This window comes from Flammeovirga sp. SubArs3, from assembly GCF_947387565.1.
GTDB classification, from domain to species: Bacteria; Bacteroidota; Bacteroidia; order Cytophagales; family Flammeovirgaceae; genus Flammeovirga; species Flammeovirga agarivorans.
This window is the reverse complement of sequence record NZ_CANDOA010000001.1, coordinates 1,146,765-1,162,847: the sequence shown is the minus strand read 5'-3', so window position 1 is coordinate 1,162,847 and position 16,083 is coordinate 1,146,765. Positions and strand designations below refer to the sequence as shown.

The window sequence follows — 16,083 nt, the reverse complement described above, 5'->3', positions numbered from 1 at the left end:
TTAAATATGAGTGACTTACTCAAGTTAAACCTAGTACTATCTTTAATTTATTACCCAAAAATGCTACTTTCTACAAAAGATGATTTTAGTCAATTCATCTCACTCTCGTTTAAATTTATTATCGTTTTTATTGTTATAAATGGTGCAAAATCCATGGGTCAAACTGTTACTAATTTGTCTCATAATAACAATACATATATCAACAATTCTACATTATCTTGGTCATTAGAAGGGAATGGTCTGGATGTTTCGGAAGATGACTTTCAGGTATTAAAAAATGATACTCAAACCTCAGATGTAACGATTTCAGTTAACACTGTATCCACAGGCACTGAATTTACAATTGATGTCACCATCTCATCAGAATTAGTCCATGGCGATTCCTATAAGCTGAGAGCAAATATTAATGAAAACACCTATATAGCTACCAATAATTATAAAATCGATAGTGAACCTCCAACATTTAGTACGGTAGTCATTTCAACGGATAATGATTCTGATGGAACTCAAATTGAAGATGGTAATATTGTACTTATTAATGCTACCTTTTCTGAAAGTATTTCGAGCATTACAGCAACATTAGATGGACAAGATATGTCTGTTGCTGGACAAGATGACGGAAGTTATAATATTACCATTCAAATATCACCAATTCCTAATGACCTTTCAGGAGCTGAGGCCACTTTTGAGATTAACATTAATGACCAAGCAGGAAATTATGCTATCACTTCAGCCACTACCAATAATTCAAGAGTGTATTATGCCGATTCTGAAATGAGTGTTATCACATTTGATAATACAATTTCTGCACCTTCTACAGAGCATTTTTGTAGTAATTCTATAGAGATCAATTTAGTGGGAAGTGAGGTCGATCCTTCCGATATTTCTCCTGAAGTTACTTCTGTTACCTATCAATGGGAAAGTAACCACAACAACAATGGCTGGAGCGATATTAGTGGAGCCACTTCTAAAGATTATTATATCAATACATTAGATGATGACGGGGATTATGAATTCAGGAGAAAGGTAAATGCTGATGGAGAAGATTTTCATTCCAATGAAGTTGATATTACAGTTCAGAATGTAGAAAACTATGTCGTAAATCTATTTCCATCTGATGCCACTTACCCAACATCTTTATCTACACCTATCGATTTATCTACTGATGTAGAAAGCGATGAAGTTACGTTAACCTGTAGTGGATCATCAGTCAGAGAAAATCAATTCTTTCCTAATGAAGCAGGGGTAGGTCAACATACAGTTACGTATAGATTAGAAGATGAAAATTGTTCAAAAGAATACACTAAAGTTTTTCATGTTTATGATGAAGGAAATACATTAAATTTAGGCTCAAGCAAATGTTCCAATTCTGATGATGTAGTATTATCGACTCACTCTAGCTTGACCGGTTTTGAAGACTACACTATCGACCGTTATGAGGGAACGGGTTTATCCTCTGATGGTCTAAGCTTTGTTCCTTCATCAATATTTAGTGATGACATTACATCAGGAACACAAAAGAATATTACTATCACTGCATTTTTTGAAGATGCGAGTGGAACAGTTGTAGATTCTGTCAAGCATAATTTTTATGTTGTGAAAACTGCCAACGTAGAACTGAATTTACCTTCTGTAAAAAGGTATTTTTATTCCGATGATGTAAGTTTTTTGGTAACAGCCATAATAGATAATGAAGATCTAAGCGATGGATATTATTTTTTAGATGATACCTATATAAGTTCTGGGTCATATACTATCGACCCTAGTACCTTAGAATTAGGTGAACATACGATTCGTTATGACTACATCACCGATAATGACTGTGTCATTCAAATCAATAAACAGATTGAAATTGTAGAACGCTCCACGAGTAGCTTAGTATTATTAAATGGTTCTTATTGTAGTAGTGAGTCTGCTCAAGATATAACCTTGGTTGATGAACTCCCTTTACCATTTAGTCAATATACTTTCCAAAATTTCACTGTCAATGATATTGAAACCAATAGTTTTACACCTGCGAATTATATCTCTTCCGATTTGCCTTATGAAAGTAGCACCGATGTTGTTATCAAAGCACACTTCACTTATCCGAATACCACAATTATAGATAGTATTGTCTATCAAACAACCGTTTACAAAGAAAGTGTTTTAAGTTTTTCACCTGATTTAGATACCGTTTTTGTTACTAATGATACCGATGAATTTCATCTAGAACTTAGAGTTAATGGTGAAAATGATAATACTGCTACAATCCTACAAAACAACAGTATTGTTGGTAATGCCGAATATGTGTTTTTACCTAGAAACGAAGGCAACGGTACATATAATTTTGAAGGCAGGTTTACTGGAAGTAGCTACTGTGAAATAGCAAAGAATTTAGTGATTGTTGTGACTGACCCTCCTCCAGTTTTCATTCCAATTGTTGATGAAGATTCAATTGCTTTAAAGAATTTATATGATGAATTAAATATCACATATGATGCAAGTACAGCTATACAGACTTGGCCTTATTATAGTAGTAATGAAGACGGAAGAGTGACTGAACTATTATTATACGGTATAAATAACTTAAGGGAACTTCCTGATGAAATCAATCAATTAAGAGATTTAGAGATCATTAAAGCATATAATAGTGACTTGGAGACATTAAGTGATTCCATTTGGACTTTACCTAATCTTTGGTTCCTGGATGTATCCAATAACCGTTTAAGAGATGAAGATTTACAAAGAGTGAATGAACTTGATAGTTTGCGTACCTTCTTTTTTCATCATAACGATTTAGACCAAGTACCCAATCTAGCTGGATTAAATAACTTGATGCATGTCTTAGGAAGCCACAATAATATACAATCCCTTACTAACCAATTAGACAATTGTAATGCCCTTAGAATATTAGATTTAAGTTATAATAATATCAGTGAAATTGATGATTTTATTACAGGTAAATCAGAATTAAATCACCTTAATCTAAGTCATAATACACTTGATGGTTGGGCTATTAATATTCCCGATCAACTTCAGACAATTGACCTATCAAATAATCGCTTAGCTACTATTGTTAGCTTGCCTAATGAAAGTCAAATCAATGTTTCTTATAACCGACTTTTCTTTGATGAGTTAGAGAAACTAACTAGTAGTGATATGAATTATGCTTCTCAAAGTAGTATCACTTCTTTTGTCGATCAGAAAGTGGTGAAGGGCAATGATTATACTTATAATTTAGAAAATACTATTGAGGGAGTAGTGTACCAGTGGTATAAAGAAGATCAACTAATGGGAACATCATTGAGTATCTCAAATTTTCAATTAGATGATATTGGAACCTACCAGTGTAAGGCTACACACTCTGACTGGGATAATTTAGAATTTGATGTACTAACATTAACCTTAAGTATGAACTGTTCGATTGATGAAAACTTTGAAATTAGTAGTTCAAGACATTCATGGTTTTGTAATGATGAAGATATTAGTATTCAACTATTGGCCAACCCACATGACACTACCTACACTTACTCATGGTACAAAGACAACGTACTGATTGATGATTCAGAAAATTATGCCTATACAGCATTTGAGGAAGGGACTTATAAAGTAAAAGTGATAAATAACGAAGGCTGTTCATCTTACTCTAATAGCTTTACTGTTCTGAAGAACGACAGTATTGCTACTCCACAGATTTCATTTAGTGATAGAAAAATTCAGATCGCTAACCTCGACACATTAAATTCATACATTTGGTATCATGAAGATCAGATGTTTAATGATACATCGCAGGTTATCTATCCACATGCATTGGGAGAATACACTGTAATTGCAGTAGATTCTAATGGCTGTGAAAAGAGTTCGAGCATATTGTCAATAACTGACAACGATCAGGTGACTTCAGTTACAGCTAACTACATAGCTAGCATAAAAGTCTATCCAAATCCAACCTCTAACACTATTACTTTAGAAAGTGCTCAACAAATTAAACAAATCACTGTTTTTGATATTTATGGAAGAACAGTACTCATGCAAGATCACTTATTTCAAACTTTGACTATTGATGTAACATCTTTGGTAAACGGCATGTATATTGGAGAAATATTGGATTTTAATGGAGTAAAGACTTCAATTAAATTTCAAAAAGAATGATACCATAATGATCATAAAAAAATGGAAAAAAGGCCACCTTACTTAAAATGGATAGTCACTGGGGCTATTATCACATTAATACCTTTACAGATTTTTGCTTATTTCACTAGCTTTAAACAGTTGGTACCTATAGGTACTTCATTAGGGTCAGTGATCTATTTAATTATTAAGATAAATCAGCATAAAAAAGATACTGCAGAATAAATGTTTTGCTTGTAAGTTAATGTTAACCTAAATAATTATAAATCAGATTTAAATAATGCAAAATGATTTAATTTTCAATTAAAATTCACCTCCTTTGTGGCATCAAAGAAATGTATTATCATTCTGGTAATATCAACTTATGTTGAGTAGTATTTTTCTGAGGTATAGCAGGTTAAATTTGTTTTGTACCAGCTTTTTAAACTATTCCTTTTCTCAATCTTATAAGAATAGCATACACTCTTTACAACACTACCTCAGTAAATAGTCATTTAACACTCAACAATACAATCCCAACGGTTTTTATATAAAAATCACCCTTTTTAGGTATTGAATAAAAAATTAGGTTGAAGTACTTTTATCATGTGAACAAAAACAATAAAAGACTTATGACCCTATAACTATACAAATTAGTTTAACCGTACCTCTAGTTTACGAACTAGCAAGCAATCGTTAAATAAAAAAAGAATAAAGTAGATGAAGTAGGACCACAATTATATTGTGGTCCTACACCTTTTTATAGCGATATTTGATCTTTATCATCACAAGAATCTTTAACAGTACATCCTACAAAGTTTCCCATATTATCATATTCAATATTACAACAGCTATGGAATAGCTCTAGCAGTTTTTTCCTACCTCTTTGTACTCTCATTTTTACAGCAGACAGTCCTAAGTCTAATTCTTCAGCAATTTTTTTCTGAGGTATTTGATCAATATCTGCCATTTTTAATGGCTTGGCGTATTCTTCCGGAAGCAGGTTGATCATTGAAATGATGTAATCAGATGCTTCAAGTTCCGTTTCTTCTTCCGCTGTAAATGCATTATCATCTAGTACTGAACTTGTATCCAATTTTTTAGATTGATAATAATTATAGATCACATTTCTTGCGACCTGAAACAACCAAGCTTTAAGGTTTTTAATGTCCTCAGCTTTTAAACACGAAGTCGTCAGACGGAACATCACTTCTTGAGTAAGGTCTTCAACATCTTGCTGATCACCTACTTTTTTATTTATAAATGCATGAATATAATCGTAGTACTCATGCACAATTTCATTCATATTATTACAGGTCTTCATCTATATTTATTAATTTTTGTATAACTTAATTGTGGTACACTACATATTAAACATAATGTTTCACTATGTAGTGTCGATATCCATAAAAAAGACACATTATTTCTAAAATAACTATATAGTGAAACACATTTTATCCATCCAATCTCATGTAACTTATGGACATGTGGGGAATTCTGCTGCTGTTTTCCCTTTACAATATTTAGGGAATGAAGTATGGCCCCTTCATACGGTTCAGTTTTCTGGACAGACTCAATACCCTTATTGGGATGGAGATGTATTTTCAGAAGAACATTTACGAAAAGTAATAAAAGGAGTATTTTCTCATGTTTCCATGAAGACATGTGATGCCATACTAGCGGGTTATTTAGGTAGTAAATCAACAGGTGATGTTGTTTACGATACAGTGAATGCGATTAAAAAGGAAAACCCTAATGCAATTTTCTGTTGTGATCCCGTAATGGGTGATGTCGATTCTGGGTTCTACATTAGTGAGGATGTCCCACCTTTATATAAAGAAAAAATATTAACAATTGCCGATATTATCACTCCAAACCATTTTGAAACCGAATACTTAGTAAATGGGAAAATATCTACATTGGATGAAGCGAAAACTGCAGCAAAAACATTATATGACAAGGGACCAAACCTTGTATTTATCACCTCTTTAATAGTAGAAGAAACGCCAGCCAATCATTTTACTATATTATTATTTGATGGTAGTGAATACTATATTATTAATAATCCTTTGATCGATATGGGGGATGTGTGCGGTACAGGAGATGTGTTTGCTGCATTAACTCTTGCTCATACATTACAAGGACAAAACCCTGTTTCAGGCATGGAAAGAACGGTAAGCAGTATGTATACCTTACTTGAAAACACCAATAAATTAAAACAATTTGAGTTAGATTTGATTGGAAGTAGGGAAGTATTTAGTAAACAAGAAATTCTATTTAAAGCAATAAATATATAAACCATCGTATGACTTTGATTGATAAGACAAAACCGGTAATGATTTCAGGTGCCACTGGGTATGTAGCTGGGTGGATTGTAAAGAAACTACTTGATGAAGGATTAACTGTACATGCTCCTGTGAGAAATCCTAACAATCCTGAGAAATTGAAATACTTAAATGATCTGGCGGCAAATGCTCCTGGCACCATAAAATATTTCAAAGCAGACCTTTTGGAACAGAGTTCTTACAAAGAAGCTATGGAAGGCTGTGAATTGGTTTTCCATACAGCATCACCATTTATTATGAATGTAAAAGATGCTCAAAGAGATTTGGTTGATCCTGCATTAAAAGGTACGATGAATGTTCTTAATACAGTCAATGAAACGGAGTCAGTAAAAAGAGTCGTATTGACGAGTAGTTGTGTTGCTATTATTGGTGATGCTAAAGACAATCTTCATTTACCTAATCATACAGCAGATGAATCCATTTGGAATACAACTTCCTCAGTTACTCACCAACCTTACAATTATTCAAAGACTGTGGCTGAACAAGAAGCTTGGGAAATAAATAGAAAACAAGATAGATGGGATTTAGTAACTATCAATCCTTCTTTTGTTTTAGGCCCTGGTATCAATCCAAGAAGTACATCAGAAAGTTTCCAAATTATAAAACAAATGGGGGATGGGTCTATGAAAATGGGGGCTCCTGGTTTACATATTGGTATGGTGGATGTAAGAGATTTAGCAGAGGCTCATTTCAATGCTGGTTTCTTGCCAAATGCCAATGGTAGAAATATTATTTCCAATGTTAGCTTAACTGTTCTTGAGATGGCCAATTTACTCAGAGAAAAGTTTGGTAACGAATATCCACTACCAAAGAAAGAGCTACCTAAGTTTATGGTTTGGTTACTAGGACCGCTACAAGGATTAAGTAGAAAAATGGTCAGCAAAAACTTTGGTTATAAATGGCTTGTAGATAATTCTAAAAGTATTAAAGAATTAGAAATGAATTATAGACCAGCAAAGGAAACATTGAATGACTTCTTTCAGCAAATGGTAGACACCAATGTGTTTGTTAAAAAGTGAATAAACGTTCAATAATATAATATTATTTTATTTACTTTGCGATATATCATTTCATCATACCGTATTGATAGTATTAGAGTATAAAAAAATAAGCTAATACTATTTAATATCTTAATAACATTAGTAATATCTAGATAACCTCATATGGATTCAAATGGGGTTATTTTTTTTGAAAATATATAGAAGTAAACATATTATAGAATGATATATTGATTACATATATTCGAATATCCACTTAATAAAAACGAACATTTGATATAACAACTATCCATATAATATTACATTAATCATTTGAATAACTGAAATCAATTAATTTTCATGATATTTATTTTGTGTTATAAATTTTTCCTATCATTTAATGATTTATCGAAAGAATAGGTTAAATTCATCATACCACAAAAACTATTTAAAATGAGGACCCAATCACTACTTCGATCTATTTTTATATTATCGATCCTGTCTTCTTTATTTGGATGTAAAGAAGAGCAAAAACCTAAAAAAGAAGTGACTTATTCTGTAAAAACACAGAAGATCAATTCAATAACTACTCAAGATGAAATTGACTTATTAGGTGAGTTAAAGTCTGAAGGTAAACATGAACTCTCTTTCTTAGTAGATGGTAAACTGATTAAAGTATATGTCAAAGAAGGACAGAATATTAAGAAAGGGCAGAAGATCGCACAATTAGATAAAAGTGATTATCAACAAGCTTTAGAAATATATCAGGCCAAACTAGACGAAGCCAATGATCAACTTTCGAGGCTGACTAAAATGTACAATGCTGGAAGTTTAGCAGAAGCCGATTATCAAAAAATTGTTTCGTTACAAAAACAAGCGGAATCAGGCTACAACCTTTATAAAAATAAATTAAAATATACCACATTATATTCACCTGTAAATGGTAAGGCTGGTAGAATTTGGGTAAGAAGTGGTGGTGGTGTATCACAAGGAGAACCTATTGTAAGTGTAATTGATAATTCTTCAGTTTATGCAAGTGTTGGTGTACCTGAAAATAAAATCAACTTAATAGATGATCAACATAAGGTAAATGTAAAAGTTGAAGCAACAGGAGAACTACTTGAAGGAACAATCAATAAAATATACCCCTCCGCATCAAAATTAACTAGATCATTTACTCTTGATATTCTATTGAATAATCCTTCTAAGGAATTAAGAGAAGGTATGCTTTGCACCGTTCATATTAAAGAAAAAGAAGTAATAGAAATGGTGCAAGTTCCTATGGAATTAGTAGTACATGATATTGATGGTTTAGATTATGTCTACCTAGCAAGGAAAAATATTGCATACAAACAAAGAGTAATAACGGGTAAGATCTTCGGTAATAACATACAGATTACTAAAGGGGTCTATAACAACGATATTATTATTACTAATCCTCCATTAAAGTTAATGGACGGTTCAAAAATCACTTACTAATCATACATTATGTCGATAGTCAAAGCCGCGTTAGATCATAAGCAGATTATATTGACCATCACATTTATGATTGTGATGTACGGTGTTTTCTCTCTGCAACATATGCCAAGAAGGGAAGATCCCAAATTTAATATTCGAGAAGGATTAGTTGTTGCAGCCTATCCAGGTGCTACTTCTACTGATGTCGAAACAGAAGTCACCGATAAAATAGAAGATCTTCTTTTCAGTTATGAAGAGGTAAACAAAGAAAAGACGTATTCAAATTCAAGAGAAGGAGTACTCTATATAGTTGTTGAACTTCAAGACTTTGTGACAGATGCCGATATTTTCTGGTCAAAGCTTCAACATAGACTTACTTTATTAAAGTTATCTGAGTTACCTGCTGGAGTAATAGGACCAATTGTTCAATCTGATTTTGGTGATACTGTTGCCTTATTACTTTCCTTTCAAAGTGATGATAGAGACAGTCGAGAAATACAAAGTTATGTAGATCAACTATGCGATAAACTTCGCTCTATAGAATCATTATCTAAGATCAAAAAATTAGGCTCCAAGCAAGAGTGTTACTATGTAAACATAGATTTTAGAAGGCTAAGTCAATATAAAATCTATACGCCACAAATATTTGCAGCTTTACGATCCGAGAATATTATTGTTCCAGGTGGTAGTGTAGATGTGAATGGACAAAAAGTAGGCTTTGTAAACCGCGATTTATTCAAGTCAAAAGAGGATATAGAAAACCAAGTGATTGCGAAAGATGCATTGGGTAATGTCATTCGCATTAAAGATATTGCCGATGTTGAAAGAGGCATGACCAAAGAAACTCAAAAAGTAAGAGTTAATGGCACAGAATCTATCATGATCTCTATGGAGATGCAGAATGGCTACAATATTGTAGATTTTGGTACTGAAGTAGAAGAAATGATATCAGAATATCAATCTGAAATCCCATCCGATATTCGAATAGATTTCGTAGTCAACCAGCCCGAAAATGTAAAAGAAAGTATCAATGATTTTATTAGAGAGTTTTTCATTGCAATTGTCTCTGTAATCATTGTAATTCTTTTATTGTTACCTTTTAGAGTAGCACTCATTGCAACATTAGCAATTCCTGTTACAGTTGCCTTTACATTTGGTATTTTAGATGGAATTGGAATACAACTTCAACAAGTTTCTTTAGCTTCTTTAATTGTGGTATTAGGCATGTTGGTAGATGATGCCATTGTGATTGCAGATAACTATGTTGAGAAACTAGAAGAAGGTTTACCTGCTTACGATGCTGCTTGGAAATCTGCTGACGAATTAAAAATCCCAGTATTCACTGCAGGCTTGACTATAGCAGGAGCGTTCTTCCCATTAATTGCATTATCGGGTGCAGTAGGAGAGTTTATACATTCTCTGCCTTTAACCGTTGCCATTGCTATTAATGCAAGCTACCTCGTTGCCATGTTCTTAACTCCATATTTATGCTATACTTTTATCAAGAAGAAATTCGAAAAGAAAGAAGGTGGTAAGAAGTCTTTATTAGATTATTTGGAGTTATTTTTTGATCATGCTATTGATTTCTGTTTTCAATACCCAAAGACGTTAATGTTCTTCTCTTTTATCACATTTGTAGTAGGAGGATCTTTATATTTCTTACAGAAACAGAAACTATTTCCTGCTGCGGAGAGAAATCAATTTGTTATTGAGATTCGTACCAAAGCGGGTACATCTTTAAGCGTTACGGATAGTATCACATTCGCCATAGAGAAAACAATAAAAGGCAATGATAAATTAGTGAATTATGCTTCTTTTGTTGGAACATCATCTCCTAGGTTTTATTATAACTACGCTCCAAAATTTCCTCAAGAGAATCTTTCGCAGATTCTTATCAATACTATCTCAAATGATGCCACTGATGAATGGGTGAAAGAGTTAGAAAATATATTACCTGAAAAATTCCCACAAGCATTAATATTGGTCAAAAAGATGCAACAGGGTACTCCATATGAAGCTCCGATTGAATTAAGAATCATGGGTAGAGATTACCATACTTTACAATCTATTGCTTCAGATATGGATAGTATTTTGAGAACCTCTGCTCTTTCTTACAATGTTACTACAGATGTTTTTGAAAACCAGATGAGTTTAAAGATTGATGCCAATAAGAATGTCGCCAATCAACTTGGGATTACAGAATCAACGATCATGAGAGAACTAGCGGTGGCTTACAACGGGTTAACTGTAGGTAGCTTATGGGAAGGGAACACTGCTCTTCCTATCATCTTACAGGATAAATCTGTTCAATCTAAAAATCTTGAAGCCATTGAAAGTTACTATGTAACGAGTAGTATTACAGGAGCTAGTGTACCAATAATGCAAATAGCGGAGGTGAGCCCTACATGGCTTCCATCTAATATTAAACATAGAAATGGAGTAAAAACAATTACAGTTCAATCTCAAGCTAAGAGCGATGTTTTACCTTCTGAAATCTTAAAAACTGTAAGAGAACAGATTGAAGCTTATCCTTTACCAAAAGGGTATGAACTAGAAATTGGAGGTGAAGATGAGAGTCAAAGGGAGACCTTTGAAGAAATGAATAAGGTAATCGTTTATTGTGTACTTATCATCTTTGTCGTTATTTTAATGCAGTTTAAAACATTAAATCAAGTTGGAATTGTTCTAGCTGCTATTCCACTTAGTGTTTTTGGAGCTTTCTTTGGTCTTTTGGTTTCAGGATATCCTTTTGGATTTACTGCTTTTGTTGGTCTAGCAAGTTTAGTGGGTGTCTCTGTTAGAAATTCAATTATACTTGTAGACTTTGCCAATGACCTTGTTGAAAAAGAAGGACACACGATAAAAGAAGCAGCAATAGGTGCTGGAAAAAGAAGAATTCGCCCAATTTTCCTTACTACTATGGCCGCAGCAATAGGTGTTACCCCAATGATTATTTCTGGTTCACCGATGTGGGCTCCACTTGCTACAGTATTAGCTGTAGGCTTAATATTTTCTATGTTTATGACCTTATTGACCATCCCTGTTTTATACTGGAAGTATGGTGAAACGGAAGAATTGAAAGGTCACATCTTAAAGAACACTACAGGAGCGAGTATTCTACTAATTTTCTTTTTCCTCCCTAATCCATCTTTAGAGGCACAAGATCAAATTACTTTAAATGAATGTGTCGAAATCGCTAAGCAAAACAACCAATCGCTACAATTGATTCAATTGGAGGTTCAAAAGAAGGAAATGGAAGTAGATAAAGTAACTGCCAATTATCTTCCTAAAGTAATGTTAGATGGTGGGGTATTTTGGTATTATCATACGGAAAAAACTACAGATGTGAACATCAGTTTAACTGACCTACCGCTAATCGGTGGGATTCCTCCTTTAAATCTTGGTACTCAGTTTACATTACCTGAAAACAACACCTTCTTTGGTGTTGCTAACTTGGGTATATATCAACCGATATCTCAAATATTTAAAATAAAATCTGGGAGTGAAGTAAAGTCCATTGATAAGCAATTAATTATCAATAAATACTCAGAGATAGAATCTGAGATTAGAGAAGGAGTTTCAAAACTTTACGTCGGAATTGCTATTGAAGAAGCCAAGTTTGAAGCCTATGAAAAACAAGTAGTTTTGATACAAAAGAAGTTGAAACAAGTAGATTCGGGAGTAGACGCTGGAGAAATCTTAGACGTATATGCTCTTGGTTTAAATGCAGATTTATTAGATCATGAATCAAAGTTAAAACAAGCTGAAATTGATGCTGATAAATATCGCATGCAATTAAATGGTGTTTTAAATTTCCCTGAAGACTCTTTGTGGTCGGTGATGGATGTAAATTATGATTCCATTGAAATTATGTCATTGATTCAAAGAGCAGAATTAGACTCAACTCTGATTGAAGAGAATTACAAAGTGAAAGAGTCTAATTTAATGATCAATAAGGCAGAAGCGGGATTAAACTATTACAAAAAGCAACATATTCCTGATATCACTCTGACAGCTCAAGGGTTTTACTTTAATAACCTTCCTTTGGTTCCACAAACCAATGTATTTGTTGGAGCAACTTTTAGTTGGCCAATTTTACAATGGGGACAAAAATCAAAAGACGTTGAAATTTCAAAAATTCAATTACAACAAGCGAGGGTTCAGTTGGATGAAAACAAAAGAAAAGCCAACCAAGAAGTGACTACTAAGTTACAAGAACTCAAAAATGCTTTAGTTGTACTACAAACGGCACAAAAAGCCATGGAATTTAGAAATAGAGAATTAAAAATAAAGTCTGATGCTTTTGAAAATGGTTTAATAAGTTTCAAAGATTTTGCTGATACACAAGAGAAAAACCTTGAAACAAAAACATTGATCCTAAAGGCTAAATCTAATGTTATTGTAAAAGAGAACGAATTAAGAAATCTTATGGGAGTATACGAGTAAAAGTCAAGTCTTACAACAGTAAAACTTGACTCCAGAATTATGCTCTACTTTGAATGGTGAGCGATTGAATATCTGTTTCAGAAAAGCCTGATCTTCGTAATGTAGATTTGGCTTTTTTTAATATTGTTTGTTGAGTATCTGTTGGTTTACAAACAATAGAGATAATACCGTTATGGTGTTTTATCTCATATTTAACTTTAGCAATCATAGTGTTTAGTTATTTATATGTGTGTTTAGGTGATATCTATAATATAGTGAAAATCTAACACTTATATAGTGATAACAATCTCAAAAAATAAGGGATTATCGTACTTGTTTATTTGAAATAAGTAGAGAAATTAAATAACCAATAAATACAATTGATATTATTGTTGTTTCTGCTACGTTGAATTATTTCTACAAAAATCGGAAGCTAGATTATTTGCTTAGATATTTTGCATAAATCATAGTATAAACTGAATTAAAGGTTAAGATCAAATGAAAAATTCTATTTAGTTCTACTGCATTTTGTAATTAATCACTACCCTTTTTATTATTGATTTATGGTCACTCATATCTCCTCTTTTGAAGAACACACTCAGTTAATCGGAAAAGTTTTATCAGAATTACCCAATCAAAACACCTCTAATTACAGACAGTTGAAAGGAGGGGAGTTCTATTATTATACTCTATCAGAAGGTTTATATAGCATTGTTTTTAATGTGGATAAGGTTCACTCCACACTATCTAATGATTTTATTTTAGATTTCTCTAATTATGAAAATGTGGACTATGTTCTTTCATTTTTGATGAAAGACATGAAGGTCGAAAGCAATATAGATCAAGAGCAACATCAATTAGAAAAAATGACAATGATGTTGATGGAGAAGGAGAATAAATTCATCTTTGATTTTAATGAAATAAAAAGTGTTCATCACGTGTTATTGCTGTTTTCAAAAGAGGAATTGAAAGAAAAAGGAATGGGAGAGTACATTCAATATCTAGATAAGAACGATTTTTCTCTATTTGAAACATTTGATGATATCAATATTCTTAGAGCTGCTATTTCAACCACTTATAATTATCAAAGTAAAGAAAAAGAAGTCGTCCAAAAACAATTATTGCAAAGTCTATTCTCTATGGCTTTTGAATATTTTTATCGACGAATAAATACAAAGTCAAATAATGAAACTAATACAGATGATCATATTAAGGCAGCTTATATAATAAGAGATGCCATATTGAATAACTTAGAAGAAAAACCTAATATAAAATCTCTTTCAAATCAACTATCAATGAGTGAATTGGAATGCAATCAACTCTTCAAAAAAGTCTTTGGGCAAACTATTCTGAAATTCTATAATCATTACCGAGTATATTATAGTCGAGAGTTATTAATCACTAATAAAATGGGAATTAAGGAGGTAACTTATCATTTAGGGTATACAGATATGGCTTATTTTTCTAAAATATTTAAAAAAGAGTTTGGTGTTTCACCTAACGATTTTTTGAAAAACAATGGAATAAAATAAAAACTACAACTGACAAAATTAAAAATACAACTACCTCAGAATACGATGAGATACCTTTGCTTTATCATTAAAAAAATAGAAAAATGAAAAAGCAATATTACATCCAATTCGTCCTTTTAATCGTTATTGTCCCATTTGGTTTATATTCTTTCAAAACAATATTATCCAGTTGGGAAAAGAATTTAGAATTAGGAAAAATGACTACGAAGCAGAATTATTTAAATGTACCTTTCCATGAACCATCCAACCCAAATACACCTTTTACTGCTCCAGAAAATTGGCCAACAAAAGGAAATAGAGCTCCATTGGATCGTTCACCAAAAGAATTCTCATCAAAAGTAATCACATTAGGTACTGGAACTCCAACACCTAACCCTTTTCGAAATGGTGCAGCCCATGCCTTGGTAGTAAATGGTTATCCATATTTTGTGGACTGTGGTGAAGGCTGGTGGCGAGGTCTTACAAAAGCAGTGCAAGCTCAAAAAGATATTGACTTGATAAATACATTTAAGTTTAAGAATCTTAAGTATATGTTTTTAACACATCTACATGAAGATCATACTGTTGGATTACCTTCATTTATCAATAATCCATATAAATTCCATGATGGAGCAGATAAAAAAGTTTATGGACCTGAGGGAGTAGATGAAATGATCAGTCATATAAATGCAGCTTGGAAAATAGATAGACATGATGTGACGCAAGCAGATAGTAAAAGAGGTGCTGATGGAGCAACTGCAGTAGGTATCCCATTAAGTGAAAATTTAGACAATAATGGTAGAAAAATATTTGAAGATGAAAATGTAATAGTGGAAGCTTTCCCAACTAAACATGGAGCATTGAAACATACTTATGCATATCGTTTTACATGTAAACCTGATGGTAGAATTGTTGTTTTTGGAGGTGATGGTACTTATTCAGAAGGATTAGTGAATGCTTCAAAAGATGCAGATTTATTAGTTGTGGAGGGTATTACTAGAAAGAACATCAAATATGCTACATGGGGAGGTGAAACTGAAGAAGAAAAAGTAAAAACAATCGGTGAATATCATATGTTCCCTAATTTATTGAAGAGGGTCTATAATGAATCGAAAGTAAAGAATATCGTATTAGTTCATGTTCAAAATTACAATGACCCAGACAAATTCAACCGCCTTGATGTACTTCACGAAATGATCGATGAGGGAATTCAAAACATACTTATGGCTGAAGATGGGGACATATATTAACTCTTTACCAAAAAGGTGTTTTTTT

General features: G+C 32.6%; 10 protein-coding genes. 8 read left to right on the top strand and 2 right to left on the bottom strand.

Annotated elements, in window-relative coordinates; genetic code table 11:
• Positions 1–6: 6 nt before the first annotated feature.
• Together QL232_RS04090 and QL232_RS04085 are read left to right on the top strand one after the other, a co-directional pair.
• The gene (locus QL232_RS04090) at positions 7–4,134 is read left to right on the top strand and encodes a T9SS type A sorting domain-containing protein (RefSeq protein WP_281613211.1); all 4,128 of its coding nucleotides are present in this window, start codon (positions 7–9) and stop codon (positions 4,132–4,134) included.
• Between the two features lie 21 nt (positions 4,135–4,155).
• Positions 4,156–4,338: a hypothetical protein gene (locus QL232_RS04085; protein ID WP_281613210.1), complete on the top strand. Its 183-nt coding sequence runs from the start codon at positions 4,156–4,158 to the stop codon at positions 4,336–4,338.
• A gap of 514 nt (positions 4,339–4,852) precedes the next feature.
• Here QL232_RS04085 and QL232_RS04080 read toward each other — a convergent pair.
• Positions 4,853–5,416 carry a sigma-70 family RNA polymerase sigma factor gene (locus tag QL232_RS04080; protein WP_168882694.1) on the bottom strand — a complete coding sequence of 188 codons (564 nt, stop codon included), beginning with the start codon at positions 5,414–5,416 and terminating at the stop codon, positions 4,853–4,855.
• Between the two features lie 118 nt (positions 5,417–5,534).
• Between QL232_RS04080 and pdxY the strand changes: the two genes are divergently transcribed.
• The 4 genes from pdxY (at position 5,535) to QL232_RS04060 (ending at position 13,318) form a co-directional block, all read left to right on the top strand.
• Positions 5,535–6,389 carry a pyridoxal kinase PdxY gene (gene pdxY, locus QL232_RS04075; RefSeq protein WP_281613209.1) on the top strand — a complete coding sequence of 285 codons (855 nt, stop codon included), beginning with the start codon at positions 5,535–5,537 and terminating at the stop codon, positions 6,387–6,389.
• A gap of 8 nt (positions 6,390–6,397) precedes the next feature.
• Positions 6,398–7,456, top strand: coding sequence for an NAD-dependent epimerase/dehydratase family protein (locus QL232_RS04070; RefSeq protein ID WP_281613208.1), 1,059 nt, complete (start codon positions 6,398–6,400; stop codon positions 7,454–7,456).
• A gap of 411 nt (positions 7,457–7,867) precedes the next feature.
• The gene (locus QL232_RS04065; protein ID WP_281613207.1) at positions 7,868–8,893 is read left to right on the top strand and encodes an efflux RND transporter periplasmic adaptor subunit; all 1,026 of its coding nucleotides are present in this window, start codon (positions 7,868–7,870) and stop codon (positions 8,891–8,893) included.
• 9 nt (positions 8,894–8,902) lie between these two features.
• A complete protein-coding gene (locus tag QL232_RS04060; protein ID WP_281613206.1) occupies positions 8,903–13,318 on the top strand; it encodes an efflux RND transporter permease subunit in 4,416 nt (1,471 codons plus the stop codon).
• A 37-nt stretch (positions 13,319–13,355) separates the two neighbouring features.
• Here the strand turns inward: QL232_RS04060 and QL232_RS04055 are convergent, their stop codons facing one another.
• Entirely contained in the window at positions 13,356–13,526 is a 171-nt protein-coding gene (locus QL232_RS04055; RefSeq protein ID WP_168882689.1) for a hypothetical protein, read from the bottom strand.
• A 334-nt stretch (positions 13,527–13,860) separates the two neighbouring features.
• Here QL232_RS04055 and QL232_RS04050 point away from each other — a divergent pair, with 334 nt between their 5' ends.
• Together QL232_RS04050 and QL232_RS04045 are read left to right on the top strand one after the other, a co-directional pair.
• Entirely contained in the window at positions 13,861–14,829 is a 969-nt protein-coding gene (locus tag QL232_RS04050; protein ID WP_281613205.1) for a helix-turn-helix domain-containing protein, read from the top strand.
• An 83-nt stretch (positions 14,830–14,912) separates the two neighbouring features.
• Positions 14,913–16,058 carry an MBL fold metallo-hydrolase gene (locus QL232_RS04045; protein WP_281613204.1) on the top strand — a complete coding sequence of 382 codons (1,146 nt, stop codon included), beginning with the start codon at positions 14,913–14,915 and terminating at the stop codon, positions 16,056–16,058.
• Positions 16,059–16,083 lie beyond the last annotated feature (25 nt).

What these genes read in the sequence shown, in the direction of transcription:
- QL232_RS04070 (WP_281613208.1), top strand. Translation starts at nt 6,398, where the DNA reads ATGACTTTGATTGATAAGACAAAACCGGTAATGATTTCAGGTGCCACT.
- QL232_RS04080 (WP_168882694.1), bottom strand. Translation starts at nt 5,416, where the DNA reads ATGAAGACCTGTAATAATATGAATGAAATTGTGCATGAGTACTACGAT.
- QL232_RS04055 (WP_168882689.1), bottom strand. Translation starts at nt 13,526, where the DNA reads ATGATTGCTAAAGTTAAATATGAGATAAAACACCATAACGGTATTATC.
- QL232_RS04065 (WP_281613207.1), top strand. Translation starts at nt 7,868, where the DNA reads ATGAGGACCCAATCACTACTTCGATCTATTTTTATATTATCGATCCTG.
- QL232_RS04085 (WP_281613210.1), top strand. Translation starts at nt 4,156, where the DNA reads ATGGAAAAAAGGCCACCTTACTTAAAATGGATAGTCACTGGGGCTATT.
- QL232_RS04045 (WP_281613204.1), top strand. Translation starts at nt 14,913, where the DNA reads ATGAAAAAGCAATATTACATCCAATTCGTCCTTTTAATCGTTATTGTC.
- QL232_RS04090 (WP_281613211.1), top strand. Translation starts at nt 7, where the DNA reads ATGAGTGACTTACTCAAGTTAAACCTAGTACTATCTTTAATTTATTAC.
- QL232_RS04060 (WP_281613206.1), top strand. Translation starts at nt 8,903, where the DNA reads ATGTCGATAGTCAAAGCCGCGTTAGATCATAAGCAGATTATATTGACC.
- QL232_RS04050 (WP_281613205.1), top strand. Translation starts at nt 13,861, where the DNA reads ATGGTCACTCATATCTCCTCTTTTGAAGAACACACTCAGTTAATCGGA.